Source organism: Methanobacteriaceae archaeon, assembly GCA_029219465.1.
Lineage (GTDB): Archaea > Methanobacteriota > Methanobacteria > Methanobacteriales > Methanobacteriaceae > Methanocatella.
In genome coordinates this window covers 1-26747 of record JAQXTL010000015.1, presented here as the reverse complement: position 1 = coordinate 26747, position 26747 = coordinate 1, and the positions used below count along the sequence as shown (strand labels likewise).

The 26747-nt window shown below is 29.5% G+C and carries 29 protein-coding genes; 9 read left to right on the top strand and 20 right to left on the bottom strand.

Going from position 1 to position 26747, the window contains the following annotated elements; genetic code table 11:
- Positions 1 to 3 precede the first annotated feature (3 nt).
- The 6 genes from PUD86_07425 to PUD86_07400 form a co-directional block, all read right to left on the bottom strand.
- The gene (locus PUD86_07425; protein MDD6777109.1) at positions 4 to 1068 is read right to left on the bottom strand and encodes a hypothetical protein; all 1065 of its coding nucleotides are present in this window, start codon (positions 1066 to 1068) and stop codon (positions 4 to 6) included.
- Entirely contained in the window at positions 1061 to 2500 is a 1440-nt protein-coding gene (locus PUD86_07420) for an AAA family ATPase (GenBank protein MDD6777108.1), read from the bottom strand. Before PUD86_07420 ends, PUD86_07425 begins: the two co-directional genes overlap by 8 nt.
- Positions 2501 to 2571: 71 nt before the next feature.
- A complete protein-coding gene (locus PUD86_07415; protein MDD6777107.1) occupies positions 2572 to 4458 on the bottom strand; it encodes an ATP-dependent DNA helicase in 1887 nt (628 codons plus the stop codon).
- A gap of 63 nt (positions 4459 to 4521) precedes the next feature.
- Positions 4522 to 6360 carry a type III-A CRISPR-associated protein Cas10/Csm1 gene (gene cas10 / locus PUD86_07410; GenBank protein ID MDD6777106.1) on the bottom strand — a complete coding sequence of 613 codons (1839 nt, stop codon included), beginning with the start codon at positions 6358 to 6360 and terminating at the stop codon, positions 4522 to 4524.
- Between the two features lie 14 nt (positions 6361 to 6374).
- The gene (locus PUD86_07405; protein MDD6777105.1) at positions 6375 to 6509 is read right to left on the bottom strand and encodes a hypothetical protein; all 135 of its coding nucleotides are present in this window, start codon (positions 6507 to 6509) and stop codon (positions 6375 to 6377) included.
- Between the two features lie 15 nt (positions 6510 to 6524).
- Positions 6525 to 6839, bottom strand: coding sequence for a nucleotide pyrophosphohydrolase (locus PUD86_07400; GenBank protein MDD6777104.1), 315 nt, complete (start codon positions 6837 to 6839; stop codon positions 6525 to 6527).
- Positions 6840 to 6932: 93 nt separating this feature from the next.
- Between PUD86_07400 and PUD86_07395 the strand changes: the two genes are divergently transcribed.
- Positions 6933 to 7505, top strand: coding sequence for a class I SAM-dependent methyltransferase (locus tag PUD86_07395; GenBank protein MDD6777103.1), 573 nt, complete (start codon positions 6933 to 6935; stop codon positions 7503 to 7505).
- Between the two features lie 38 nt (positions 7506 to 7543).
- On the opposite strand, the gene PUD86_07390 is transcribed toward PUD86_07395, so the two are convergent.
- The 4 genes from PUD86_07390 to PUD86_07375 form a co-directional block, all read right to left on the bottom strand.
- Positions 7544 to 8158, bottom strand: coding sequence for an Ig-like domain-containing protein (locus tag PUD86_07390; GenBank protein MDD6777102.1), 615 nt, complete (start codon positions 8156 to 8158; stop codon positions 7544 to 7546).
- 105 nt (positions 8159 to 8263) lie between these two features.
- Positions 8264 to 8524 carry a winged helix-turn-helix domain-containing protein gene (locus tag PUD86_07385; protein MDD6777101.1) on the bottom strand — a complete coding sequence of 87 codons (261 nt, stop codon included), beginning with the start codon at positions 8522 to 8524 and terminating at the stop codon, positions 8264 to 8266.
- A 71-nt stretch (positions 8525 to 8595) separates the two neighbouring features.
- Complete coding sequence (locus PUD86_07380; protein ID MDD6777100.1) at positions 8596 to 9102, bottom strand: flavodoxin; 507 nt, start codon at positions 9100 to 9102, stop codon at positions 8596 to 8598.
- Positions 9103 to 9148: 46 nt separating this feature from the next.
- Entirely contained in the window at positions 9149 to 10372 is a 1224-nt protein-coding gene (locus tag PUD86_07375; GenBank protein ID MDD6777099.1) for an FprA family A-type flavoprotein, read from the bottom strand.
- An 86-nt stretch (positions 10373 to 10458) separates the two neighbouring features.
- Here PUD86_07375 and PUD86_07370 point away from each other — a divergent pair, with 86 nt between their 5' ends.
- Positions 10459 to 11124: a histidinol phosphate phosphatase domain-containing protein gene (locus tag PUD86_07370; GenBank protein MDD6777098.1), complete on the top strand. Its 666-nt coding sequence runs from the start codon at positions 10459 to 10461 to the stop codon at positions 11122 to 11124.
- A complete protein-coding gene (locus tag PUD86_07365; protein MDD6777097.1) occupies positions 11121 to 11585 on the top strand; it encodes a DUF2115 family protein in 465 nt (154 codons plus the stop codon). The genes PUD86_07370 and PUD86_07365 overlap by 4 nt, the downstream gene beginning before the upstream one ends.
- Here the strand turns inward: PUD86_07365 and PUD86_07360 are convergent.
- Genes PUD86_07360 through metG form a run of 5 tightly spaced genes read right to left on the bottom strand, consistent with a single transcriptional unit; the run spans position 11577 to position 17363 of the window.
- The gene (locus tag PUD86_07360) at positions 11577 to 12245 is read right to left on the bottom strand and encodes a 2,5-diamino-6-(ribosylamino)-4(3H)-pyrimidinone 5'-phosphate reductase (GenBank protein ID MDD6777096.1); all 669 of its coding nucleotides are present in this window, start codon (positions 12243 to 12245) and stop codon (positions 11577 to 11579) included. The genes PUD86_07365 and PUD86_07360 overlap by 9 nt on opposite strands.
- A gap of 12 nt (positions 12246 to 12257) precedes the next feature.
- Positions 12258 to 13271: a multidrug transporter gene (locus PUD86_07355; GenBank protein ID MDD6777095.1), complete on the bottom strand. Its 1014-nt coding sequence runs from the start codon at positions 13269 to 13271 to the stop codon at positions 12258 to 12260.
- A gap of 36 nt (positions 13272 to 13307) precedes the next feature.
- Positions 13308 to 13772, bottom strand: a complete 465-nt coding sequence (locus tag PUD86_07350; GenBank protein MDD6777094.1) for a hypothetical protein — start codon at positions 13770 to 13772, stop codon at positions 13308 to 13310.
- 7 nt (positions 13773 to 13779) lie between these two features.
- The gene (locus PUD86_07345) at positions 13780 to 15357 is read right to left on the bottom strand and encodes a DUF530 domain-containing protein (protein MDD6777093.1); all 1578 of its coding nucleotides are present in this window, start codon (positions 15355 to 15357) and stop codon (positions 13780 to 13782) included.
- A 17-nt stretch (positions 15358 to 15374) separates the two neighbouring features.
- Positions 15375 to 17363 carry a methionine--tRNA ligase gene (metG, locus tag PUD86_07340; protein ID MDD6777092.1) on the bottom strand — a complete coding sequence of 663 codons (1989 nt, stop codon included), beginning with the start codon at positions 17361 to 17363 and terminating at the stop codon, positions 15375 to 15377.
- A 178-nt stretch (positions 17364 to 17541) separates the two neighbouring features.
- Here metG and priL point away from each other — a divergent pair, with 178 nt between their 5' ends.
- Positions 17542 to 18870 carry a DNA primase large subunit PriL gene (priL, locus tag PUD86_07335; protein MDD6777091.1) on the top strand — a complete coding sequence of 443 codons (1329 nt, stop codon included), beginning with the start codon at positions 17542 to 17544 and terminating at the stop codon, positions 18868 to 18870.
- A 2-nt stretch (positions 18871 to 18872) separates the two neighbouring features.
- Here priL and PUD86_07330 read toward each other — a convergent pair whose 3' ends face one another.
- Entirely contained in the window at positions 18873 to 19388 is a 516-nt protein-coding gene (locus PUD86_07330) for a hypothetical protein (protein MDD6777090.1), read from the bottom strand.
- 105 nt (positions 19389 to 19493) lie between these two features.
- On the opposite strand from PUD86_07330, the gene priS reads away from it, so the two are divergent.
- Both priS and PUD86_07320 read left to right on the top strand, forming a co-directional pair.
- Positions 19494 to 20471, top strand: coding sequence for a DNA primase catalytic subunit PriS (gene priS, locus PUD86_07325; GenBank protein ID MDD6777089.1), 978 nt, complete (start codon positions 19494 to 19496; stop codon positions 20469 to 20471).
- Position 20472: 1 nt separating this feature from the next.
- Positions 20473 to 20730: a hypothetical protein gene (locus tag PUD86_07320; protein ID MDD6777088.1), complete on the top strand. Its 258-nt coding sequence runs from the start codon at positions 20473 to 20475 to the stop codon at positions 20728 to 20730.
- Here PUD86_07320 and PUD86_07315 read toward each other — a convergent pair.
- Both PUD86_07315 and cofH read right to left on the bottom strand, forming a co-directional pair.
- Positions 20723 to 21307 (bottom strand): thymidylate kinase, encoded by a 585-nt coding sequence (locus tag PUD86_07315; protein ID MDD6777087.1) that lies wholly within the window; start codon positions 21305 to 21307, stop codon positions 20723 to 20725. The genes PUD86_07320 and PUD86_07315 overlap by 8 nt on opposite strands.
- Before the next feature lie 12 nt (positions 21308 to 21319).
- Positions 21320 to 22438, bottom strand: coding sequence for a 5-amino-6-(D-ribitylamino)uracil--L-tyrosine 4-hydroxyphenyl transferase CofH (gene cofH, locus PUD86_07310; GenBank protein MDD6777086.1), 1119 nt, complete (start codon positions 22436 to 22438; stop codon positions 21320 to 21322).
- Positions 22439 to 22592: 154 nt separating this feature from the next.
- Here cofH and comD point away from each other — a divergent pair, with 154 nt between their 5' ends.
- The 3 genes from comD (at position 22593) to PUD86_07295 (ending at position 24015) form a co-directional block, all read left to right on the top strand.
- Positions 22593 to 23084, top strand: coding sequence for a sulfopyruvate decarboxylase subunit alpha (gene comD / locus PUD86_07305; protein MDD6777085.1), 492 nt, complete (start codon positions 22593 to 22595; stop codon positions 23082 to 23084).
- Positions 23085 to 23088: 4 nt separating this feature from the next.
- Positions 23089 to 23625 (top strand): sulfopyruvate decarboxylase subunit beta, encoded by a 537-nt coding sequence (gene comE, locus PUD86_07300; GenBank protein ID MDD6777084.1) that lies wholly within the window; start codon positions 23089 to 23091, stop codon positions 23623 to 23625.
- A 129-nt stretch (positions 23626 to 23754) separates the two neighbouring features.
- Positions 23755 to 24015 (top strand): MarR family transcriptional regulator, encoded by a 261-nt coding sequence (locus tag PUD86_07295; GenBank protein ID MDD6777083.1) that lies wholly within the window; start codon positions 23755 to 23757, stop codon positions 24013 to 24015.
- A gap of 18 nt (positions 24016 to 24033) precedes the next feature.
- Here PUD86_07295 and PUD86_07290 read toward each other — a convergent pair whose 3' ends face one another.
- Together PUD86_07290 and PUD86_07285 are read right to left on the bottom strand one after the other, a co-directional pair.
- Positions 24034 to 26259: a sensor histidine kinase gene (locus PUD86_07290; protein ID MDD6777082.1), complete on the bottom strand. Its 2226-nt coding sequence runs from the start codon at positions 26257 to 26259 to the stop codon at positions 24034 to 24036.
- A 265-nt stretch (positions 26260 to 26524) separates the two neighbouring features.
- A partial coding sequence (locus PUD86_07285) for a transposase family protein (protein ID MDD6777081.1) occupies positions 26525 to 26747 on the bottom strand: 223 nt, incomplete at its 5' end.

Here is a 26747-nt window from a genome sequence, read left to right as displayed (position 1 = left end):
GAGTTAATAGTCTTTAACAGAGTCAATTAAATCGTCCATATCACCAAATACAGTGTCGACATTTCCTTCATCATCACTCTCATTTAAACTAATAACCAATTCATCAACAAGTTCATCCATCTTTTTAACAAGAGATTTAAGAATATCTAAACGGTTGTTGATTTCTTTGTCTATTTTTTCACTTTCATGAGATGCCATTTCTAAAATATTGGAAATAGCTTCACTGTGCATATTAAACATTTTAGTTGAGTTATCTACAGACTTAATGAACCTGTCATAGGTTAATTGAGGTGGAGTAAAACGTTTTTCAATTAATTTACGAGCATTATTCTCTTTAATTTCATACATTGTACATAATTCTTTAAGCTGCTTTTCGTATTTACTAAAATCAGGAATGTCCTTGTTAATTTTAGTTTCTTTTGGAGTTTTAACTTTAACAGCTTTGTTAAGAAGAGGTTCTGTTTTTTCAACAACTTTCTTAACAGGTCTGGATGTGATAAATCTGTGAATTGCATAACCAATTCCAAAAGTTGGTGCTGCAAATATTAAAGCAGTTAATACAACACTGAATAAAGTTGCATTTTTGATTGTACTTGCTGAAAATGCAAATAAAAAGAACACTAACCATGAAATTAATTTAGTTTTTGATAAGACAAACTCACCAGTATATTTATCCTGCCAATATCCAATTAAATGTTTTAAATCAGTAATTACTCCTAAATTATTGTTTTTGAAGTATTTTTTATTAGGTCTTTTATCATCAATAATTCTTCTTAGTGAAAAACCAATTACATAAATTAAAAATGCAATTATAATTGCAAAAATTATTGGAACACTAAACTGTAAAAATGACACTGCAAATATGATAAAGGTAATTATTGCAAGGAGTTTGGACTTTGAGAGTACAAAGTAGCTGTCTTTATAAGTATAAAACAATTTATGAATTATATTTCCTTTGGGTTTTACAAGTTCATTAACATTTTTAAATGACTGTGATTTACAGCGTGGACAGAAATTTACGCTGCTATCTACTTTATTTCCACATTTAATACAAATTTTCTCACTCATTTTCATCAACTAAAAAATCTTCATATGTTAAAGTGTTTAATTCATCATCGGTTATTTCGCTTTTATTAGCTAATCTGTTAGCTTGGTTTGTAATTACTTCTTCAAATAAATTACGAACTGCTCTTCCGTTAGCAAAATTTGAGAATCTGTTTTCATATACTTTCTTAAAATACTCTTTTAAATAATTATCTCCTGCTTCATTAATAGTTAGATTTGACTCTTTACTCATAAGCTGGAAGATATTATACAATTCTTCTTCATTATAATCTTCAAAGTATATGAATTTGTTAAATCTGGACTCTAAACCAGGATTTGAGTATAAAAACTTATCCATAAGTGCAGGATAACCAGCAACAATTACAATTAAATCGTCACGATGATCTTCCATTGCTTTTAGAAGAGTATCAATAGCTTCAGCTCCATAATCATTTTCACTTTTTGATGTTAAGCTGTAAGCTTCATCAATAAATAATATTCCACCAAGAGCAGACTGGATTACTTCTTGGGTTTTAATTGCAGTTTGACCAACAAAACCACCAACAAGTCCTGAACGGTCTGTTTCAACTAAATGTCCTTTTGATAAAAGTCCAATTTCACAGTATATTTTAGATAAGAGTCTTGCAACAGTAGTCTTACCAGTTCCAGGATTTCCGGAAAACACCAAATGAAGACTCATTGGAGGCTGTTTAATTCCACGCTCACTTCTTAATTTTCTAATTCTAACAAGATTAATAAGGGAATTAACATCTTTTTTAACCTTTTCAAGACCAACAAGTTTGTTTAATTCATCAAGGTACTCTTCAAGGGAGTGTTGATCTTCTTGTTTATTTATTTCATCACTATCTGGAAGTTTCGCCGGTTTTAAAGTAATATTTTCATTGGTTAGAGTGCTTTCTAATTTTGAGATGTAGTTAGCATATAGTTTTAAAACATCTTCATTTAAATCATCATCAACTGTAATAAAGAATTTCCCAAAAATCTTAAAACAGCTAAATAACTCATTACATGAGTTTACTTGACACATATCAAGATTTTTGGCAACATCATCAATTTCTTTAAGACAACTAAAAGATACTGGTATTTCATCAATAGTTTGTTTTGCAATATCTTCTTTTGTGAAATTTTTATCTAAAATTAAATTAATAAACTCCAATTCATTATCAGTTATTTTTCCATCGCCCCATCCAAGATAGGAAAAATAATTAAACAAATCTTTTTGAATAATGTCTTCTAAGCTATTGTTTTTTAACTGCTCCATTGAAGAATAAGGAGTAAAAATATCCAATGTTTTTAAAATAAAATTCAAATTATTCAGATAATTTCTCAAATAATCAATATCTACTTTTTCAACATTGCTTTTGCAATTTGAACAGATATTTTGAGAATTATCCAGTATTGTGCCGCAATTTTTACAAACAGTCCACTCTAACATATGAAATACCTAATTAACTTTTTAGTATTATGTCTAGTTTGAAAAGTTAATATAAGTTGTGTTTAATTGATTTAATAATAACCCATATCTGAAAGCTTAGCTAATTGCTTATTGAAATGCTCAGATTTATTTCCTGAACTTAAATATTTCATTATTATTTGAACTTCGCTTTCATATAACTCAGTTTCATGGTAAAGTCTTGATAAACTCATATATGGATATATATCATTTAAAAACAAATCATCATCCAATAACTGTTTGAAAAACCTAATACCATTTTCATAGTCATTATTGTTTAGATATTCATCGCCGATTTTCATTAATCTGTTTTTTTCTTCTAAATCAATTTCCATTCCTTCAATAGATTCTCTAAATCTGTCTGGCAGGAAATTACGTGGATATGATTCTTTAATATATGATTTAAAACGATTGTCAATTACATAAGTATGACAATAATCATCTAGGTATCTCATTCCTCTTCCGTGAGTTTGAACAAGGTTAAGACAGGTTTTATAATCATACCATTCTCTGTCAATGCCGGTTCTTTGATTTATTTGTTTATCTCCCCAATCAGGAAACGGTAATTTATAAATTATTTGAAAACGACACAAATCACCAGGTAAATCAACACCTTCACCCATTGAAGGAGATATTAAAACCAGAGGTTCATCTGATTTGATAAATTTCTCAATTACTTCTGTTTTATTTTCTTTATCATGTGTGATTAATCGGGGATTATCTAATTTATCCATAATTAAATCTCTGCATTTTAAACTGACAGTATGTATAATTCCCTTTTCATTTTTATGTTTATTTAAAATTTCATCAATTGTTTTAATACTTCTTGGAGCATTAGCCTTGATGAAACTTCTGGATAAATTATAATCCTCAAAAGCAGTAATTGGATTATTTTTAATATCAAATGGGCTTTTACGTCTGATTGCATAAATCTTATCTTCTGGAATTCCAAGCCATTTAGAAAATAGCTTCCAGTCAAGAATTGTAGCACTCATAAAAATACAAACATCAGCATAATCAAAAAGAGTAGTTCTGGTGTAGTTATTGATTTTTAAGGGCTTAAACTGAGCTATCTGATTATCTTCATCCCAATCAAAAATCCATGTTTCAGGATCAAGAGTTAAATTATCAATAAACCTGTTACAATCGCCAATCTGATGTCTTACAAAAGCTATTTTTTCAATTAACTCAATTTTATTTAAGCTTTCAAGCTTTTCTAACTCTTCAATGTATCCTTGCTTAATTTCATTAATAAAATCAATCCAATTAGTATACTTTGAATTGTTTAACTCATCTATTTTTTCATAAGTTAAATTATAATTAAGATATTCCTTCAAATCCCCTTTGGAAAACTCCAATGTTAATTCATCCATTAAAGTTAATTCAAGGTTATGTGCTTCATCAAAGATTAATAACTCTCTTTTTTCAAAGTCTTTTACATAATTAAGCTCTAAAAACATGTAATAATAATTTGAAATGACAGTTTTGGAATTCAAGGCCAGATATTTTTGATAATAATATGGACAGGTATTGTCACGTCTTATTTCATTTTCTCTATTTTTAAGAGAAAACTTACAGTCAATGCCTTCTGTGATGCATTTACCTTCAGAACATGATTGATTTAAGTAATTCTGGCAATTAAAATTGGATCTGCCTTTAACTACTCTAAAATCTTTAAAATCTCTTAAATACTGGTCTTGAAGTTGTTTGGTGATGGTTAAAATGTATGATGATTCTGACATATTGGATAAAGTAGCTGCAATGGCAGATTTACCAGTTCCAGTACCAGCCTCCAGTACAATATACTCATAACCCTGATTTATAGCTTCAATAATCTCGGAAATTGTCTCTAATTGATCAGCTCGTGGATTTTCAAAAGGAAAATGTTTTTGAATATCAGAGTTGATTTTTGAGTAATTACTATATTGCCAGTCCATCATTATATCATATTATTTAGATTTTATACTTAAACCAATTATTCCAAGAGCATTTGAAAAGTAATATTAAAAGTCAAATATCTTTTCAAATTCTTCCCAGCTTAACGGTTCATTAAACATTGTAATTTTATTTTTTCCACTGCTTTTTGATATTTTAAGTTCTCTATCAGCCATTATTGCTGCTTTTCCTATTGAAAATTCTGGTTTAACAATTACAATTCCTGCTGAAAGATTAATTAAATCATTATTCGTTGCCCATTTTTTGAATTTATTTCTAAACTCCAATGCAAACTTAATTACATCATCATATGGACCTACAGCAAGTAAATCATCTTCACCTGAGTAAATAACATATATTGAAGATACACCTTCGCCTTTTGGAAGTTTTCCTTTTGGTTTAAAAATTGTTTTTTTATCTAAATCATTAAATTCAAGTTCTATAATTTCACTTTCTATGTCTTTTGGCTGTTCAGTTGCGAAATTAAATCTGCTTGCAACCTGATTAACCCTACCTGAGAGATATAAATCAATATAAAAACTTAGAGAAGATATTCTGGAAATGCTTTTAGCACCTTCACCTAAACCTTTTGAAAAGATCAAATCAAGGTTATCAGCATCTATTTTTACTACTCCAATCTTATCTGCACCATCTGCTAATTTGGCTAAATGATTAAGAAACAATGGTTTTCCATCAATATTTGGAACACTGTTTCCCATAACTTTAAAGTCAAATGAAACATTATTAGATACAATATCTATATCAAGAAAATCAGTATCATTTAATTTATAAACAGTAAATTGAATATCTTTATTTTCACATATAATGCTGTCAATACCTTTTTTATCTTTTTTAAATATGTATCCAATGTTTAATTTGGAATAGAATAGTGAATTTGTAATTTTCTCATCACAAATATACTTAATTAAATATTTGGCATTTGCAGCCACATCACCTATTTTAGATTCATCAAATTCTGATAATGAATTGGAATTGTTTTTAGTGATTAATTCATTGATTTGATTTGTAAATTTATGTTTTCTGTTTTCATCAGACAATAAATTAAGCCTTGATAATACTTTATCAAATTCTCCAAGCTCATCTCCACATGCAGGTTTTGAAACAATATTTAAGAACAAATCTGCACCAAATTCCTCAAATAAACTGATTTTATTAATAATCTCTTCTGTTTTTTTAATGTTTGGTGCAATGATTATAAAACGTCCTCCACTGCAATATATGATGTTTGAAGAGTCTAAATTTAAATCAAAGATAATTCTAGAAGCAACTGCTTCTGTTAATAAATTTAAATAAAGAGAACGGCCACGCAAACGTTTAACCATATCATTATCACATGTTTGAATGTCATATAAAACATCAGAAATACCTGAAAGTTCACCGTTAATTACTCTGTAAACTTCCTCATCATCGCTTTTAGTTAAGTTTTCTTCTTTTGAGAATAAATATCTGCAATTAGAAATAGCAAGGGTTGTTTTTAGATGATCATATAATGAAATATCACTTTTAGAGTAGTGAGTTGAAGCAGGAATTGTTGATGTGTATTTTTTTAAAATAGCCAATACAGTTTCTAAATCATTATTTTCTAAGTTTTCAAATTCTTTTTCAAATTTAATCAATATATCTTCATATTTTTGAACTAAATCCCATTCACTCATAACATCTTTATTTTGAGCATGTAACGGTTTATTAAAGTCAAGTTCAACTAATGGAACATAATGATCATCACCAGTTTCATCATCAAATGAGATTCTTGAAAAAATAGATGTTAAAGGCATCACTGATTCATCATCAAGCCCAATACATTCTTTTGATGAATGATAATCTGCTTTTTGAAGTATTACACATAATTCGGGGTTTATAGATTTAGAAGGATTGTGGTGATACAATACTAAATTTTCAACTAAATCATCAATTTGTCTTTAACAAAAGCCGCAGACAATTCACAATGAGTATTATTGCATTTGTTTGTTCTTTGGTAAAATTTACCAATATCATGAAAGAGACTTGCAAATTTTAAATTTCCATAATCATCCATTGAAATCTACCTTTTTTAAAACTCAGTATACTTTTTTGAAGTACCATATGATTTACTTACAGGATATTTAATGGCATTTTTCTTCATTTTATTTAATACAATCTCTTTAATATCCAAATCAAGAGCATCAGCCATTAAAATACAATAATTTAAAACATCTGCAAGTTCATCAGCAACTTCACTAACATCATATTCTTTATTCCATTGAAAATGTTCTAAAAGTTCTGCAGCTTCAATAGAAATTGATTTTGCTAAATTCTCAGGAGTATGAAACTGTTTCCAATCCCTTTCTTTTTGAAATTTAATAATTTCTGATCTTAATTCTTCCATATAAAAACCTTCAATAATATCTACAATATTATATCTTCTTATCAATATTTACTTATTTCTAAAAAAACAAATATGTTAAATTGAGACGTAAAAATGAATTTTTATGATGAAAATGCCCAAGAATTTTTTAATGGAACTGTTAATGCAGATATAAGTCACAACTATGAAAAGTTTGTAGAATTACTTCCTGAAAATGCATATATTTTAGATGTTGGATGTGGATCTGGAAGAGAAACAAAGGTTTTTATGGACCTTGGATTTAATGTATTTGCATTTGACGGGTCTGTTGAGATGTGTAAACTTGCAAGTAAACATACTGGTATTGATGTTAAACATATGCTAGTTCAAGATATTGATTTTGAAGATGAATTTGATGGAATATGGGCTTATGCATCACTTTTACATGTTCCAAGTGATGAATTAGAATCAGTATTGTTAAAACTTAAAAAAGCACTTAAAAGTGATGGAATCTTTTGCGCATCATTTAAACATGGTGAATTTGAAGGACAGCGTGAAGGAAGATACTATACTGACTTAACTGAAGAAGTAGCTGCTGAACTATTTGAAAAAGTAGGTTTTAAAGTTATAAAAACATGGCTAAGTGATGATGTTAGAAAAGAACGCAGCGATTTGAAATGGACAAATATTATTGTTAAAAAGGAATAATTTTTGGAATAAATGTTTTATTCCAAATTTTTATATATTTAATCTACTATCCAATCTCTTTTTCCCATATTATACCAGTAATTTTCGTGAGTCTCAGGATCATACATTCTTTTGTATTCATTTCCATGTTTGTCCTTTTTAACTGGTTGATCATGAGTATATGCCCAGGAACCATCTCCTCTTAATGATTGGTCCCATTTATCAACATATTCATCAGTTCCATATTCAGGTTCATCATTTCCTGAAGAAACAGATTGATAAGATGATTGAGCAACATTTTTTATAACAAATATATTTTTTATGGTATTATTTCCAGAATAGTTTTCATTCCCATTAAATGTGACATTAATAGTTATATTGCCATCAAAATCATTTAATGTGAATTTATAACTACCATTATTATCAGTAATGATAGGATAAGAACTGGTATTTCCATTACAAGTTATAGTTGCATTTAAAGTCTGATTGGCAATAGGCACATTATTGGAGTCAAAAAGTTTAAAAACAATATATTCTCCCCCATTCATTGTAGAATTACCAATAATAATTATTTTTGTATCTTCTTTTGTTGGTTGTAGTGATAGGAAAATACCTATTAATAATGCAATTATTATGATAATTAATCCGATAATAATGAGTTTATTTTTATCCAAATTATCTCCCATTTATAAGTCAAATTAATTGTTATTTATAAATTTGGATATATCATTTATTTAAATTTAAATAAAATTATTCTAAAAAAAGTAGTGAATTAAGATTCAGTCAAGATGCTCAACAATAGCTTCACCAGATTTTGTTAAACGATAAATTCTTCCTCTTTTTGCTTCTTCATTTATACATTCAACAACACCACAGTCTTTTAGTTCTCTTAATACTTTGGATATGTGGTTTCTTCTAATTCCTGTGTCTTTTGCTATTTGTGTTGGAATTTTAACATCATCTTTTAGTGATTTTACTGTGTTTTTCCTGTATTTTGAAATTGTTACGTATGCGTATTTTTTTAATGTTTCATCATCCACTATTAACACTCCTTATTATTAATATATTAACAATAAGTATAAATAAATTGTGTTTAAATGGTGAATTTATATTACTCTTTTAACCAGATTTCAACCATACAAGTTGCATTTTTAATGTTTGATCCTGAAATTTCAAATCCTTTTTTAATTTCTGCACCTTTACATAGTTTTTTTAAATCTTTAAGAGATTTACCAAACTTGGATCCTTCATGTGTTACAAATGGTTTAATAATTTTGCCAGTAAAATCTAACTTTTCGAGTTGTGTCCACATTGCCATTGGAAGTGTTCCCCACCAGATAGGAAAACAGATATAGATTACATCATAAGAAGAAATATCTGTAAGTGTTTTTTCAAGTTCTGGTCTTGTTTTATTTTTTAACTCTTTTTTAGCAACCTGTGTGCATTCCAAATAATCATGAGGATAATCTGTTTTTGGAATTACTTCAAATAAATCAGCATCAATATGTTTTCGGATAATGTCTACAATATGGCGGGTATTGCCTTTTTCAACAATTTTAGTCTCGCCACTAAAATAGTTTTCATTAGCTCTTGAAAAATAAATAATTAAATTAGACATTATAAAAACCTTATAAAAAAAGAAAAAAAGTAAGAATAATTAGAAATTATTCTTTGATGGAACGTGCAAGTTGTGCACCTTTTTCGAATGCTTCTGCAAGCACATCTTCATCAGGTACAAATAATACGTCCATAGTGTCAGTTACGTTAAATCCAGCTTCTTCTAAATCTTTTTGGAGTTTAGCTACTGCTCCTCCACCCCATCCTTTGGATGAGAAGATTAAAGCATCTTTTTCACTTCCGGTTCCTTTGAAGTTAACACAATCTAACCAGTACATCATGTTTCCGATTCTTGGGAACGGTTTGTTCATCATTGTAGGTGCACCAAGTGCAATAGCTTTTGAGTCTAAAATGTCGGTAATTACATCATCAGGACCGTCTTCTTGCATAAAGTACATTGCAACTTCTACACCTTCACTCATAATACCTTCTGCAATTTGGAATGCGAGTTTTTCGGTTGAGTGGTGCATAGTGTCGTAGATAACAGTGATTTTGTCTTTACATACACCTGATCCCCATTCAGAGTATTTTTCTACAATAGGTGCTGGGTTAGTCCAGATTTGACCGTGACATGGTGCAATCATTTTAACTTGTTCTAAAACACCGCTGTTTGTTAATTCCTCAAGTTTCATTCTAAGCATTGGGGAACCTAAAGTTACAAGATTAGCGTAGTATTTTTGTGCTTCTCTTATAATGTGGTCAAGTGAGTAATCAGTGTCATATCTTTTTGAACAAGCAAGGTGTTGACCAAATGCATCGTTTGAGAATAAAATTCCGTCTTCTGCAAGGAAAGTGAACATGCTGTCAGGCCAGTGAAGCATTGGTGCAGATACGAATTTTAAGGTTCTACCACCAATATCTAATTCATCTCCAGTTGCAACAGGAGTGAGTTCTAAATCAGAGAAGTTGTGGTATTGTGCTTCTAAGAAGTTAATACAGTTTTGTGATGCATATATTTCAGCATCAGGATTGTATTTTTCAATAGTTTCTCTTAAGAATGTTGAGTGGTCCATTTCTGAGTGGTTTTGTACGAAAACATCAATTTTGAACTCTTTACCTTCTTGTTCGAATGCATCTTTTACTCTTGCATCGAATTGTTCAAACATTCCTTTGTAAACGTTATCGATTAAAACAGTTTTTTCTTCACCAAATACTAAATATGCGTTGTATGAAGTTCCAGGAATTCCGTAACCGTGGAAAGTTCTGCTGTTCCAGTGGATTACTCCAACCCAATATACTCCATCTGCAATTTTAAATGCTTTTGCTTTCATTTTAATAACCTCCTATATAGTTATATAAATTTATATTGTATGTATTATATAAAATATTATCATATTAATTAAAATGAGGTCTAATTTTGAATAAAAGAATTGATTTACATATGCATAGTTTATTTAGTGACGGGGAATTATTACCTTCAGAACTTGCAAGAAGAGCTTTAAAATTAAATCATGAAGTAATAGCTATTACTGATCATGTTGACTGGTATAATGTTGATAATATTCCTTCAATTCAGGATGCTATTGATGATATTAATGCTAACTGGGATATTACTGTTGTTTTAGGTGCTGAAGTTACCCACGCTCCTGTAGAATCAATTGATGGAATTGCAAAAAGAGCTAAACAGTTAGGTGCAAAAATTGTTGTTGTTCACGGTGAGACATTAAACGAACCTGTTACTCCTGGAACCAACCGTGCTGCTGTTGAGTCAAAATATGTTGATATTATAGGACATCCTGGTTTAATTACCAAAGAAGAAGCAGAAATTGCTTTAAAAAATGATATTTATCTTGAAATTTCAGCTCGTAAAGGACACTGTCTTGGAAACGGTCATGTTGCAAATATTGCACGTGAAGTTGGAAATAAATTACTTGTTGATACAGACACTCACGCACCTGGAGACATTATCACTTTTGATAAATCATATGAAGTTGCATTAGGTGCAGGATTAAGCCATGATGAAGCAATGAAAGCTATTGTTGATAATCCTCGTGAGTTACTTAAAAGTAAAGGGATTTTATGAAAGCATCCAAACTTTTAGATATTATTAGAAAGGATTTGAAAAGTTATCCTATTGATTATTTAAAAAATAAAGTAACTGATGATAGATATCAAGACCCATTAACTAAGAAACTTGCCAAATATAACTCAAATGTATACGATGATATATATGGGACAGTTATATTTGATGATTTTGAAGTGGATGATAAAATAATTAAAAGTATCAATCAAGATATTGACTTTTATTTTGATAAGTATTGTGGAGGTGAAGACGAACAGCAACGATTCACCAAAAACATTACACTCTACCTGGCACTAATAGCTAAAAAACCACTTCACCCATACAGCGAAGACAAAAAAGAAGAAGTATACATTTCAAACGGCACCTATTATTGCAAGGGTCGAATGAAATATATCAAGGATAAAAAATCCCTTTGTAAATATTGTATTTGTAAAAATGCAAGTTTCATGGATTTATTTTAAAACTTTGTAAGTTAAAATCAAATCCTTATCCAAAGTGTATGAATCAGTTAATTCAAGTTTAACTGCTTCATCCATTAAATCAAAACCTTCACCATCAAAAAATGTTTTAGATTCACTGCCTCCAACAACCATTGGAGCAACACATATTCTTATTTCATCAATAAGACCTGCTTTTATCATAGAAAAGTTTAAAGTTGATCCACCTTCAAGCATTAACTTATCAATACCTTCCTCATGAAGATAACTCATTAAAAGCTTTAAATCAACCCTGTCACTTCCAGAATAAATAAACTTAACACCTCTTTTTTTAAATGTTTCATATTTATCAGATGCTTCAAAATCCTCTTTAAATTCTCTTGCACAGGCTATAATTGTTTTAGCATCAAAATTTGTAATTCTAGCATCTTCAGGTGTTCTGCATTTGCTGTCAACTACAATACGAACAGGATTATCTTCAGGATTTGCATCAATTTTGTGAACAGTTAATCTTGGATCATCTGCAAGTACAGTTCCAATTCCAACCATAATTGCGTCACATTCTTTTCTAAGCTCATGAACTCTTTCTAAATCTTTTTTTCCTGAAATATTAGAACTTCCGGTTTTTGTTGCGATTTTACCATCTAAAGTCATAGCAGCATTTAAAATTGTGTATGGTCTCATCATATTAAACACCTAAATATAATAAAACATCTCTTTAATCTGTAAGAAGTTAACTAAAGTCTGGTTTTCAAGTGCACCAGGCATTATTAATGCTACAAGAATACCAATAATTCCAAATACTACTCCAATAGCCCAGATTATTCTAACAGCATCTTTTTCTGCAATAGGTTTTCTTAAAATTAACCTGATCATTGATTTAAAACCAGCATCTGGTCTTACTAATTTACCATCTTCGTTTAATTGAGTTGGTTTTTGCTGTTGACGGTTCATAAATCCTGCAGAATAGAATTTTAAAGCAGCATCAATGATATTTGGCATCAATACAATAAATGCAATAAGCTTTACACGTCCAATAAACGCAATACAAACAATAGCTGCACCAATAATTAATGTACCAGTATCTCCTGGGAAAATCTTAGCAGGATATTTGTTGTAGTATAAAAATGCGATTAATGCACCAAGCATACTCATGGAAATGATAGTTACATCGTATTTTCCAAGAATAATACATGCAATGGTAAGTGAAGTCATTGAAATAATACCTAAACCTGATTCAATACCATTTAAACCAGCAAGCATATTGGTTAAATTAGAACCAATAGATAATGCAATAGGAATTGTAATTAAGTATAATATTCCCACATTAGGTGGTGCTGCCCAAATCAATGGAAGACCTGCAAGGAAAAGTAAAATAAACTTCTCTTTTGAAGATAGAGCAAGTAAATCATCAGCAATACCGATTATTCCAACAATCAATATTACTACTAAAACAATAACTAATTTGAATGCTAGAATATCGTGCATATATATTCCAGAAAACATTCCTATAATAAACCCGAAAAGAATACCAAATCCACCCATTTCCGCAACAATAGGTTTCCAGGATTTGTGAATATCTTTCCCAACAATATTCGCGGCTTCAAGCTTTCTAATCATCCTTGGCATAGTTAATCTGGTTACAAAAAAAGATAGTAATCCACAGATTAAAGCTATCCCATATAAAGGAATTTGTGGTAAAATCATCATAATAAACTATTTAATGTTCATTATTAAAAAAAGTAATTATTTTTTATTTAAAATATAATAGACAGTCCTTAAGGGAATATCTAATTTTTCAGAAATCTCTTTTGCAGATAAACCATCATCTTTAAGGTTTTTAATCTCTACATGATTGTGTTTTCTTTTTCTATTATCAAATTTAGCATCAGCTTTTTTCAATAAATAATAAACACGACTAAGTTTTAAATCTAATTTTTCAGCTATTTGTTTAGGTTTAAATCCTTCATTTGACAATTCTAAAACCTTAAACTCTTCACCGTTTGTTTTAGATTCCGCTCCCCAGTTATATTTTTTTACAACTTCAATATCAAGCTGTGATAGTGCATCAATATATGTATCTGAAGTTCTGTTATAAACACTAGGAGAACATGTAATAGTCTCTAAATTAGGATATTTTTCCATTAAATCCACAATAATTGCAGAACTTAAGGCTTTTGTTATATGAATTGTTGTTACATCTTCATCCATATAATCACTATTTCTTAATTAAATCTAAAAATTTCTTGGATTTGTCGCTTTTTGGATTTTTAATATTGTCAATATTTTTTATTTCCTTTTTAATTTTGGATTCATTAATATTAAACGCATTACTGATACTTTCAAGGTCAATATCAGAGTTTTCATGAATCAGTGCAGCACCTAAAGCAACATTGTTAAATTTAATATTGGAACTTTTGATTTCTTTTTCAAATTTGAATTTATCATACAAAAGTAAGTCCATTTCACAAACAGGAATAATTTTGATATTGGTGAAGTTATTTAAAGTCTCAATTACCTTTCTGTTAGTAGCCTGGAATACTTTTCTTTGTTCTCTGTCTAATTCTACCCTAATATACGGGAATGGACTAATATCAATCTTACGTGAATTGTTTGAAGTAGTAAGGTAATATCTGAATATATCCCAAATAATCAATGTAGGAGCGATATTTCTAAAGATATTTTTATAGACACTTTCTCTTTTTTTCAAATCACGACTAAGGGATCTGTTTATGTTTCCAAATTTGTCATAAAATCCTAGGCGTTTGAAATTATCTTCAATTTGAGATTTTCTCCATTTCTCAATAGCATCCAAATCATAATCATCAATGAAATCAGGGTTTTTATTTTCATATTCCGCAATGATTTCATCGTATTTGTTGATTCGTTTAAAATCAGTAAGTTTTCTTTTTAATATGTCGTCTTCAATCTCTTGGATTATCTTTTCACTATATCTTACATAACCAATAGCAAGAGCAGTTCTTGCATGATTATCATCAATAATAGCAGGTTTTGTTCTATGGAATCTCAATGCTTCAATTCTCACACGATTTCCATATAATCTTCTTACTTCTTCTTCATAGTTATTTACATATTCTGAATCAAGAGTAATGTTTTTTCTAACCAATCTGTTGTTTTTATCTCTAAAACGAATTACTAAAGCTATTGTTTTAACAACACCCCTACGTTCCTGTTTTAAGATATTTAAAACTTTTTTAAGAGATTCACGACCAAAAGCAGAAAGTTGGTTTCTTAAAACCATATAGTTACCGGACAATGGTAAGTATGGGATTATTTCTATTCTATGAGTAGCATCTTTTTGGACTTTAAATGAAAAACCAGTACTTCCACAACTACATTTACCGTCCATTTGTTTGTAGTCACTCATTGAATATTTTTTATAACATGAATTGCATTTTACATATCCAAATTGCTCCAAGTTTCCAATAGCAATTTTATGTGAGTCAATAGCTGATTTAACTCTATCTAGAATGTTTTTCTTAGTATTTGCTTTCATTCTAAATATTTTGTTGTGGCGACTATTTTCACCCATCTCCTCAACATCAACGTCAGCTACTGATTTTGCACCATATTTATTTAAGGATGTAAAAGGGGTTGTGTAACCCTGTGCATCCATATCATCTTTTAAGTTTTGTAAAAAGTCTAATCTGTCATCTAGTTTAAAGTAGAGGTCTTTAAAAGTATCGAAATCTTCGATATTCTCAAGACTAATAGCATCGTTTGCTATCTCTTTTAGGAAGTTTTCCGCTTTGTTTACTAGGACAGATTCAGGCATTTTAATCTAAAATATATTTATTGAATTCTTTCGCCGACTTTACCTTGTTCATCAGGAGTTAATAATGCACAGGAATCTCCAGCTGCAAGTACCATACCTTCAGATAAGGTTCCGAACAATTTAGCAGGTTCTAAGTTTACGATTACACATACTTTTTTATCAATTAAGTCTTCTGGGTTGTAAACTTTAGCAAGACCTGAAACGATTTGTCTAGGTTTTTCTTCTCCTACATCGATTTGTAATTTTAATAATTTGTCGGATTTTTCAATTTTTTCAGCTTCTTTGATTTGTCCAATTTTAATTTCAATTTCGTCAAATTTGTCAATAGTAATTAAATCACTCATATTTTCATCCTCAGTAGTTTTTAAGTTTTCTTGTAATTTTTCTTTTTGAAGAGCAATCTCATCGTCTTCAATCTTTTTAAATAAAGGTTTGGATTTATTGATTTCATATCCTGTAGGGAGGAATACTGCTGCATCGTCCCAGTTGGATAAATCATCAATATTTAATATTTTAGCTATGTCATCAGCTTTGGTTGGTAAATAAGGTTTTAAAGTGAAAGCCAATATTTTAGCTAATTGATTTGATAAGTATAAACAGTTTGCTGCTTTTTGTTTGTCTTCTTTAACAGCTTTCCAAGGTTCTTGATCGTTGAAATATTTGTTTCCTTTTTTAGCAACTTTAAATATTTCAAGTAAACCTTCTCTGAATTCGAAATTAGATATGTATTCACCAGCGTTTTGTGGTAACTCTTCAATAGCTTTTCTAAATTCTTCATCTTCATTGGAAGGATTTGCATATTCTGGGATTTTGTTATCGAAGAATTTACGGGTAAATGTAAATGTTCTGTGTAAGAAGTTTCCAATTACATCAGCCAATTCGTCATTGTTTCTTTTTTGGAAATCATCCCATGAGAAATCAGAATCCTTGTTTAAAGGTGCATTGATTGTTAAGAAGTATCTAAGTAAATCAGGATCATAGTCTTTTACAAAATCGTCAATCCAAATAACCCAATTTTTACTGGTGGACATTTTTTCTCCTTCAAGAGATAAAAATTCTCCAGCGTAAATTTTATCAGGTAATTTGCATCCATATGCTTTTAATAAACCTGGCCAGAAGATTGAGTGGTGGTAGATAATGTCTTTTCCAATGAAGTGAACAACAAAATCGCTCCAATATTCTTCCCATTTTTTACCAGACTTTTCAGACCATTGAGAAGCAGATGAAATATAACCTAAAAATGCTTCAATCCATACATATAATACTTTACCTTTAGCTTCATCAAGAGGTACAGGAATACCCCAATCCATATCTCTGGTTAAAATCCAATCATTTAATCCTTCTTTAAGCCAGTTTGAAGCATAGTTTTTAACATTTGCAGGAAGGTTTTCATTATTGTCAATGTAGTCTTTAAGTTCATCTTCAAATTCAGATAACTTAAATGCATATTGATAAGTGTCCTTAATAACAGGAGTGGTTCCACAGGTAATACAGTGTGGTTCATCAAGTTCTGTTGGATCTAAAGCTCTTCCACATTTTTCACAGTGATCTCCACGAGCTTCTGCACCACAAACAGGGCATAAACCTTCAACATATCTGTCAGGTAAGAATTTTTTACATTCAGGACAGTATAATTGCTCTAAATCTTGTCTGTAAATAAATCCTTTATCATATAAATCTTTAAAGAATTTTTGAGCAATTTCATAATGTTTTTCATCAGTAGTTCTTGAAAAGTTATCAAGAGATATGTTCATAGATTCCACATCACGAACAATCATGTCATGATATCTTTTAGAAATTTCAATAGGTTTTTTATTTTCCTTATCTGCTTTAACAGCAATTGGAGTACCATGCTCATCAGTAGCACAAACCATTAATACATCATTTCCAGCCATACGATTGTATCTTGCATAGATATCAGCCGGTAAATATGTAGAACGGATATGACCTAAATGACAAGGTCCATTTGCATAAGGAAGTGCACATGAAATAAAAATTTTTGACATTTAATATAATCCCCTTTATTTAAATTTAAACATTTAATAATTATGTTACTCCTATATAATAAAATTAGCTTTTTTACAATAAAAAATAGGATAAATTCCATAATTAAAACATAATAAAATCAATATTGTTTTTGAATATGAGTTAGTTATTTAATACATAAAATAAAAAATTAAAATTATGGCTGAAGTTTCTTATATTAATCCATTATCAAACGAAGGAAAAGGAATAATCCGCAATTATGGAGATTTAAATCAAATATTTGATGAAGATGAATCCTTAATTGAAATTTGTACCAGAACCACAAATCAAAGGCTTTCGGATTATAATATTATACCTAAATCTTTTCATGATTTAGCCCTTAAACGTATACAGTGGGCTATTGAAAAAAAGAACAATAAAAACTTCACACAGGCAGAATTTGAATATTTAACAAATGAAGAATTATTTAAACAAGATGTTGTAACATTTCATATTCTCTGTCAGGCAATAGCTATTCAGTTTAACCTTGGTTCACGTGAAACAAGACTATTTGTTGAATCACAGGGTTCTCTTATTTTAGAAAGACTTGCTAAAATACCTCCAATGTCAAGAGCTGAAATCATTGATGAAGTGCTTGATGATGTTAAGGTTGACAATAGTATTCACTGGAAATCACTTAAAGAGATTGTTGCAACTAAAAAACTAAAATTAACTGATTTGTTGATTGATAATGGTGAAATTATACTTCAGGAAGATGATTTTTTAAACAGATTTAGTGATAAATTCACAGACAGAAACCCTGAGAGAATGTATAACATATTAATCGGAGACAGCGTTAAAGAACAAATATTATCCAGATTAATTATGCAAAAAACAGAAGAATACATTAAAAGAATCAAGGAAATGTCTAAAAGAGTTGAAATTCACCCAGCAATTATTAAAATAGGTGAAGAACTAAAAGAATTTATTCCAACTGAAATTAGTAAATACAACCAATATTATGCAGGCAGTGGTGGTATTTACGGTACAGTTCAGGCTGGAAAACTAAATCCAGATGCATTTCCACCATGTATTAAGGCAACTGTTGAAGGAGTATCTTCAGGCGGGCGTAACGATGCTATTGTTTTATTATTAACTTCTTTTGCATCTTATGCAAGATTATATCCAAGAATATTTGCCTCAGAAGAAACAGTTAAAGTATCTGATATGGATCCAGACTTAACTATTACTGAAAATGAGATATTACCTTTGATTTTTGATGCTGCAGATAACTGTACACCACCGTTATTTGAAGACCAGCCTCAGGAAAAAATTAATATTATATCAAAATTAGGATTTGGAATGCATGATAGAGTAGATATAAATCATGAAGGAGAAACCAAATGGTATACTCCTATGAGCTGTGAGAAAATTAAAATACATTTACCTAGCTTATGTCATCCAGACAAGTCCTGTAAAGGAATAAATAACCCATTATCATGTTATGGGCGTAAAAAATTCCAATTAGACAAGCAGCAAAAAGAATAAGACTATAATGAATTTTGTGAAAACATAAATGGATTATGGTCTTCATAAATTGCATCATAATACTTGTTTAAAACAGATGATTCCCACATATTATAATTACTTCTTTCTTTTTTTTCAAAATTATAAGCTAATATTCCAATTTTACGTTTATCTTCATCAATTCCGTTTATTTGGCAAAATTCAGATATAATATCTGGAATATATTCACTAGGCTCACTGGCACTGAATTCTAAAAACTTATCATATTCACTTTGAGAGAAAAATTCTTCTTCGCTTATTGGCTCATCATATGCATCAATTTTGTATAACTCAATGTATATTGTAGATGGTAGTGGAAGATCATTTAATTCTACTCCAACACCATAAATCTCACCAGTTTCAAGGTTTAATCTGGTATATCCTGTTTTCATACAAGTTTGCCAGTTTTCATAAGCAGGCATTATAATCTCTTCAGGAGAAAGACCAGATAAAATTACTTTTAAATGTTCAATTCCGATTACTTCAACTACATCGTCCATGAATTTATTTTTAAATATCTTAATTAATAAAAGTGTGCTAAATCATTACTTTGCAGATGCACACATACCTATAAAATAAATACTTTAAAAAAGTAACATATTATTATGTTTTCTAAAGCGACACTTAAAGAAAGAAGACAATACTATCGTGAAGAATGGTCAGTAAAAGACTTACCAGAATTCATAGCTACTGATTTAAAAAAAAGAGAATTTGGTTTTGACCATAACGGAAGAGGACCAAACGACAGATATAAAACATTTGGAGGACCTGAAGCTTTAGGAAAATTCTTAAGATTTAAAGCTCCATTTGCATCATATATCTCAGTAGCATTCTATAATAATCCAAAAAGAAGAGAAGATTGGTTAAAAGCAGAGTATATCTTTGATGTAGATGCTAAAGATATTCCAATCAGGTCTTGTCAATGCAATGGAGTTTGTGAAGTTTGTCTTGGTGAAGCTTTAGAGATAGTTAACTCATTAATAGACACATTGCAATCAGATTTAGGCTTAAAAAACATACATTTGATTTATTCTGGAAGAGGATATCACATTAGGATTTTAGATGAAGAAATGATGAGTGCTAATAGTGAACTTAGATCTGAAGTCTTAAAGTATGTTGCTGGTGCTGAAGTTCCAAAATCTCAATTTGTAAACCCTGAAATTTCAAATAAAAGCTTTAACTTTGAGCATTTCACAATACCAATTGGATATTCAAAGATATTTACAGATAAAGTAAAATTCAATATTCAACATTTAGTAGGTAATGAAAAAATTGATGGAATAAACCCTAAATTAATGAAAGACATCATGGCTTCAAGACATCACTTGGATAACGATAACTGGGGTTATTTTAAAAGAGATATTGGACCTAGAAGATATAAAAACCTGGTTGGAGCAATGGCACGTGTTAACTTATCAACTATTGATGCTAAAGTATCAATTGATTTAAAAAGAATTCTAAGACTTCCTTCATCACTTCACTCAAAGGTAAGTATGAAATGTATGGAAGTTAAAAATAGAGAAAGTTTTGATCCACTAGATAAAGCTGTTCCAAAATTTGTTTATGAAAGAAAAGGTGTATAATATGGAAAATGTCTTAAGAGAAATACTAAAAAACAATAAATATTTTGAAGAAATAAACCCTGACAGGTATGTTCCTGAGTTTTTAGGATTAATTGTTAACGGTGTTGTTGTATATCACGTTAACTGGATTGATATTGTTGAAAATGAGATAGTATTTATGCACAAGGATATTCAAACTCATCCTATTGTGTCACTTGTTTTAGATAACCTTAATTCATTAATGATTATAACAAATGAAGGAATAAAAGAAGTTATTTAATTAAATTGTCTGTTTCAAGACATTTCATTTTTATTTTTTGTGAAATTACCTCCGCAGAATCATCACCAGGAATAACATTCCAGTTGTAGGTAAACTTTTGTGATCTTAAACGGTTTTCGCGTAAACATTCTATATTTTCAAACATTTCTGTTTCTTCATTACGAGAACCAATTCTTCTAAGTGATTCTTCTGGGCTAACGTCTAAAAAGAACATACAATCAGATGTTGGAAGAATAAATGACACTATTTTATAGACCATTGTATTAATCCCATCTGGAAGATACATAACTGCTAAGATATATCTTGAAAAGATTAATACGTCAATACTGTCATCACGACAATATTTCACAACAGATCTGACTGCATCAAGACCAAAATAAATAGTTGCAAGTAAATGATTAATTTTTCCAGTTTTTAAAAGTGCTTCTTTTGATTTTCTACCATATTTATTGTCTGGACATGGGTGGGAGCGAACAACGACATTACATCCTTGCTTTTCATACATATCAGCAAGTAAATTCGCCTGTGTATCTTTTCCAGACCCATCTAATCCATCTATGACAATAAATTTATTCATTTAAACACCTAATTAATCAACTGGATAAAACTCAGAGTATTCGGAGTTTCTCTCAAGAGGATTTCTACCTAAATCCTTAATAATTTTACTTAAACTTGCAATTGATGCTTCAACTCCATCCGGAGCACCTGAAGCAGCGGATAATTCGTCTCCACCTAAGGTACCACCTAAATCGTTAGCACCAGCCATAAGGGAAACTTGAGCAAATCTGAAACCCATTTTTACCCAGGATACTTGAATATTTGGAATTAAATCTCTAAGCATTAATCTGGATACTGCATATAATTTTAAATCCTGCATTCCAGTAGCTCCAAGGTTTGATTGTCCTTCCAAAAAGATTGGAGAATATTCATGCATAAAAGTCATTGGAATAAACTCGGTAAAACCATGAGTTTCTTCTTGTAATTTTCTAATAATATCAATATGTTGCACTCTTTCTTCTAAAGTTTCGACGTGCCCATACATGATAGTGGATGATCCTTTGATTCCAACTTCATGAGCTGTTTTAACGATATCTATCCACTCGGAAACACTAACTTTCTCAGGACAAATTATTTCTCTTGAACGGTCTGTTAATATTTCAGCAGCTGTTCCCGGAAGGGTGTCAAGACCTGCATCTTTTAATATTTCAAAACCTTCAGCAATGTCCATTTTAGATACTTCACATGCATCCTTAATCATAGTTGGTGAAAAACCATGAATCATCACATCAGGATATTCATCTTTTAATAATGTAAGCAAGTGTTCATAATAGCTAATATCAGCATCAGGAAGTACTCCTCCCATTACACAAAATTCACGTGCTCCTTTTTCAACAGCACCATGAGCTTTTTCTAAAATTGCTTCATCATCCAATATATATGCATCATGATCGTCTTCATCCTTTCCAAATGCACAAAAACCACATCTAACAGTACAAATATTTGTAAAGTTGATATTACAATTATTAATGAATGTAATGTTGTCTCCAACAATATCTTGTCTTAAATAATCAGCAGTGGCAAGTAAAGGATAAACATCAGATCCTTTAAGATTCATTAAGTAATTTGCTTCTTCAACAGAAATCTGTTCATCTAAAGATTTAGTTAAGATTTGTTCTGTTTTAGAAGAAATTGGTAGTTTATCAAACATAATCCTATTTTAGTTTCAAGTTAAATAAAAAGGTTACTATTCGATTTTTGGAATTTATTTTATTAAATTCAAATATTAAAGAATTTCAAGTAATTAAATAGTTTTTTATAATAAATCTAACAAATATTTATAAAAAAAGAATTTAAGTGATATAATGGATAGTAGTGAAGCTATATTTAATGGACTTAAAGATGCAGGAATCGATTTTATTGTAAGTGTTCCCTGCGTTAATCTATCAAAATTATTAAATATGATTGATGAAGACCCTGATATAACCCACGTTCCAGTTACCCGTGAAGAAGAAGGAATTGGAATATGTGCTGGGGCATATCTTGGAGGTAAAAAAGTAGCTATTTTAATGCAAAATTCAGGTCTTGGAAACTCAATTAATGCATTAAAATCCCTTACTGAATTATATGAATTCCCATTATTAATGATAATGAGTCACAGAGGAACTGAAGGAGAAAACATCTGTGGACAAGTTCCAATGGGAGAATCAACTCCATTAATCTTAGAAGCAATGAATTATACATTTTTCAAACCGCAAATTCCTGAACAAGCATATGAAAATGTAAAAGAAGCTTGGAACTTATCTGTTGAAAGTGGAAAACCAACAAGTGTTTTACTTGAAATCAAATATTGGTGATAATATGGCAAGAAGAGAAGCTATTGAAGATATAATGAAATACATTGACGATGAATTAGTAGTTTGTAACATTGGATTTCCATCAAGAGAATTATATGACATTAAAGACAGAAATGAAAACTTCTACATGATTGGATCAATGGGACTTGCATCATCTATCGGTTTAGGTCTTGCCCTATCACAGCCAAACAGAGATATTGTTGTAATTGATGGTGACGGTGCACTTTTAATGAATATGGGTTCTCTAGTAACTGTATTTGCTAATAATCCTAGAAATTTAACATGGATTGTTATAGACAATGGTGCTTATGGTTCAACAGGAAATCAGGATACTTATGCACAGGAATTAGATTTAGTTGATGTTGCAAGAGGTGTAGGATTTAAAAACAGCTATAACTTTAAAGATATCAATTTAAAAGAGTTTATTAAAAGCGAGGATGCTAGTTTTATTGTATATAATACTGAATCCGGAAACTCAAAAGCACCAATCATTGATTTAACTCCTGTTGAAATTAAAAATAGGTTTATGGATATTATTTAAATAACCTATTTCTCTTTTTATTTTTTATTATAAAATGTTTAATAAATATGTAAAACTTGTTATTAAACGAATATAAATCCATATAACTAATATATAAACATTAAAAAGAATAATTAAAAAAATAATAATATGGATAATACTCAAATATATGAACTTCTTGGTTTTGTTAAAGTATCTGCTTATAGGACAGCTACATTAAAATCAATAAACAATGATTTGAAAATGCCATCACAAATTGCTAAAGAAATAAATGTAAATACAAGTCAAGTTTCATCTGCTCTTTCTGATTTAAAAAAGAAAAATTTAGTTATCTGTATTAATGAAGATGTAAGAAAAGGCAGATTATATAAATGCACAGATTTAGGAAAATCTGTTGCAAAAAAATTATAATCTTATTTTAAAAAAAATTTAAACGACAGGGAATGTTAAAGACATTCCAACGCCGTTATCATCGATAATTTCATATTCTGCGTCCATTTGTCTTGCAAGGGAAGTAATAATTTGCCAACCTAATCCTTTGTATTCTGTTAAGTCAAATCCTTCAGGCAATCCACTACCATTATCCTTGTATTTAAATTTACAGAATTTTTTACCATCTTTTTCAAATAATTCTAAAGATTTAAAAATTATTTTAGAAGATTCATCCTCATCATCAAAAGCATATTTGAATGTATTTGCAGTTAACTCATTAATAATTAAAGATAATGGAGTAACAGTATTAATAGAGAATGTTAAATCTTCATCAATACTTGTGACAAATTTGTATCCTCTTTTTCTTGAACGAGCATATAATTGTTTGTCCAAATCTTCTAAGAATACTGGAACATTCATATAATTCATATTTTCGTCTTTATATGTACGTTCGTGAATTAAAGCAAGTGCACCAATACGTCTTTCAGTTACATCAAGGATTTTCTCATAGTTTCCTTTATGGAACTTTTTCTCCAAGTTGATGAAACTCATAATAATCTGGAGATTATTTTTCACACGATGGTGAACTTCCTGGACCAAAACATTTTTCTCTTCAGTATTTCTAACTAACTGTTTTTCGTATTCTTTTTGTTTGGAAATGTCTTGAGCAGACATACTTAAACGAAGGAAATTACCTTCATCATCAAAGATTTTACGTGCTGTAGTTCTTATATACTTTTCTTTTCCTGTTTCAGTTGTTATTAAGAAGTCATTATGGAATAATTCATCATCAATTGAATTATAAATTATAGATTCCATTTTAATTTGATCATCATAAGAAACCAATGGTGCTAAAATATTAATATCTTCATCTTCTGGTCTTGGATAGCGATCAATAATTCTATAAATTTCATCACTCCAGTGGAATTTACCTTTAGAATCCATATAACTAATAGCTAATGAAGTGGATTCCTGGATATCTTTTACTACAGATGTTAAGAACATTAATTCATGGTTTTGTGAAAGTAAATTCTTTTGAATTTTAATTTCACGACTAATCTCTTTAATACCCATGAAGAATATATCACTATCATCTTCAATATATCTGTTTAAATAAACAAATAAATGTTGATTTTTATCACAGTTAGGAGATTTATATCTTACTTCACGTTCTAAACATTGGATTTTACCATTGTAAAAATCATCGAAATATTTATGATCTTCTTCATCAATAAGATATTTCTTATAATTCATATCTAAATTATGTGCTTCTGGTTTAGAAAGGTGTAACTTGTCATAAAGTGCATTTGAAATAATATATGCACCAGTTTTTTTATCTTTAATGTATGTACCAACACCTAATTTATTATCAATTATAGTTAACAGTTTATTCATGAGAAGTTTATTTTTTCTCTCAATATTTTTACTAATATCAGTTATTGTAACTGCAACTTGTGATAATTCTTTACCAACATATAACTTACTTGAAGTAATAACCAGACTTTTTCTAGTTCCTTTTTTAGTTTGGATATAAACATTATTATGAGTTGTATTACTATACTGAGTATCTCCTGTAATTAGTGAGTTATATAATTCTTTATCTTCAGGAACGACTAAATCGCAAATAATATCTCTTTTAAAGTCATCTTGGCAGAACTCTCTTTCAACAAGCTCATAGATATTTGAATCATAGAAATAATTTCCATTGATATCTTTAATATAGTTGTAAGAAACTTCATTGAATTCTTTAGATGTATGAATTTGCTGCTGGGAATTAAGCAATGGATCAGTTGTATTATTATAAACAATTACAATACTTTCTTCAGCATAAATTATATCTAAAAATATGTATTTTACCTGACCTTCCCCATTTTCAAAATAAAAGTGTAGTTTCTTTTTGGTTTTGGTTTTGTAGACTTGTTCAAAAATAGGATATATGATATCCTTCAATTTACGGTAATTGTCTCCAAAGCTAGTACCAATAATGTTATTAGGTATACTAATCTCTAACTCTTCAATGAAAACATTTGAATAAATATGTGTATAATCTTTAAAATCATTAACTGGAATTACAATATCCAAATTTGTAGACATGTCCTTTAGAAAACCGTCATAGGGCTTAACATCATAAAGAACCTTACCGGGAGTAAACCAGTCTTCTTTTCCAGTTTTGGTGATGACTACGGAGTAATTTTTTTCATCATATTTTACTTTATACACCATTCAAATCCCTATACCCATATTTAAATTAATATATGCTACATTATCTACTTTATATATTATAAAGATTGTGAAAATTAAACAATGACATAATAATAGAATTTTATGAAAATTTTATAAATTATTCACTTTTTAACTAAATAAAAAACTAATTTTAGATAATATTATTAAAAGTTTATTCAAAAATCAATGTTTTATCACTTAATTTAAATGATTTCCAAATTTCTATTAAATGTTTAAAAGTTTTAATAAGCAATATATGACTCTTTCAAAAACTTTGTTGATTTTCAAAATCCTTTTTGCGATTGTCATTCCAAATGAGATCCCTGCGATAGATTCGTTTTAAAACACCTCGTTTAGTCTTGAATGTTCGTTTTCTTGATTTTGGCATTGTTTTTTGAAATGCATTTTCAATTTTGTTACTTGTTTTTTCAACTCGTTTATCTTTTAAGTGATAAATGAAGCTTTTATATCGTGGAGTGATTGATTTT

Excerpts from the sequence above, each read along its gene's own strand:
- PUD86_07345 (MDD6777093.1), bottom strand. The coding sequence starts at position 15,357 with ATGCCTGAATCTGTCCTAGTAAACAAAGCGGAAAACTTCCTAAAAGAG.
- PUD86_07375 (MDD6777099.1), bottom strand. The coding sequence starts at position 10,372 with ATGAAAGCAAAAGCATTTAAAATTGCAGATGGAGTATATTGGGTTGGA.
- PUD86_07405 (MDD6777105.1), bottom strand. The coding sequence starts at position 6,509 with ATGGATGATTATGGAAATTTAAAATTTGCAAGTCTCTTTCATGATATT.
- PUD86_07400 (MDD6777104.1), bottom strand. The coding sequence starts at position 6,839 with ATGGAAGAATTAAGATCAGAAATTATTAAATTTCAAAAAGAAAGGGAT.
- comD (MDD6777085.1), top strand. The coding sequence starts at position 22,593 with ATGGATAGTAGTGAAGCTATATTTAATGGACTTAAAGATGCAGGAATC.
- PUD86_07415 (MDD6777107.1), bottom strand. The coding sequence starts at position 4,458 with ATGATGGACTGGCAATATAGTAATTACTCAAAAATCAACTCTGATATT.
- PUD86_07365 (MDD6777097.1), top strand. The coding sequence starts at position 11,121 with ATGAAAGCATCCAAACTTTTAGATATTATTAGAAAGGATTTGAAAAGT.
- PUD86_07290 (MDD6777082.1), bottom strand. The coding sequence starts at position 26,259 with ATGGTGTATAAAGTAAAATATGATGAAAAAAATTACTCCGTAGTCATC.
- PUD86_07420 (MDD6777108.1), bottom strand. The coding sequence starts at position 2,500 with ATGTTAGAGTGGACTGTTTGTAAAAATTGCGGCACAATACTGGATAAT.
- PUD86_07395 (MDD6777103.1), top strand. The coding sequence starts at position 6,933 with ATGAATTTTTATGATGAAAATGCCCAAGAATTTTTTAATGGAACTGTT.
- priL (MDD6777091.1), top strand. The coding sequence starts at position 17,542 with ATGGCTGAAGTTTCTTATATTAATCCATTATCAAACGAAGGAAAAGGA.
- PUD86_07425 (MDD6777109.1), bottom strand. The coding sequence starts at position 1,068 with ATGAGTGAGAAAATTTGTATTAAATGTGGAAATAAAGTAGATAGCAGC.
- priS (MDD6777089.1), top strand. The coding sequence starts at position 19,494 with ATGTTTTCTAAAGCGACACTTAAAGAAAGAAGACAATACTATCGTGAA.
- PUD86_07330 (MDD6777090.1), bottom strand. The coding sequence starts at position 19,388 with ATGGACGATGTAGTTGAAGTAATCGGAATTGAACATTTAAAAGTAATT.
- metG (MDD6777092.1), bottom strand. The coding sequence starts at position 17,363 with ATGTCAAAAATTTTTATTTCATGTGCACTTCCTTATGCAAATGGACCT.
- PUD86_07380 (MDD6777100.1), bottom strand. The coding sequence starts at position 9,102 with ATGTCTAATTTAATTATTTATTTTTCAAGAGCTAATGAAAACTATTTT.
- PUD86_07360 (MDD6777096.1), bottom strand. The coding sequence starts at position 12,245 with ATGAGACCATACACAATTTTAAATGCTGCTATGACTTTAGATGGTAAA.
- PUD86_07295 (MDD6777083.1), top strand. The coding sequence starts at position 23,755 with ATGGATAATACTCAAATATATGAACTTCTTGGTTTTGTTAAAGTATCT.
- PUD86_07355 (MDD6777095.1), bottom strand. The coding sequence starts at position 13,271 with ATGATGATTTTACCACAAATTCCTTTATATGGGATAGCTTTAATCTGT.
- PUD86_07315 (MDD6777087.1), bottom strand. The coding sequence starts at position 21,307 with ATGAATAAATTTATTGTCATAGATGGATTAGATGGGTCTGGAAAAGAT.
- cofH (MDD6777086.1), bottom strand. The coding sequence starts at position 22,438 with ATGTTTGATAAACTACCAATTTCTTCTAAAACAGAACAAATCTTAACT.
- PUD86_07350 (MDD6777094.1), bottom strand. The coding sequence starts at position 13,772 with ATGGATGAAGATGTAACAACAATTCATATAACAAAAGCCTTAAGTTCT.
- PUD86_07320 (MDD6777088.1), top strand. The coding sequence starts at position 20,473 with ATGGAAAATGTCTTAAGAGAAATACTAAAAAACAATAAATATTTTGAA.
- comE (MDD6777084.1), top strand. The coding sequence starts at position 23,089 with ATGGCAAGAAGAGAAGCTATTGAAGATATAATGAAATACATTGACGAT.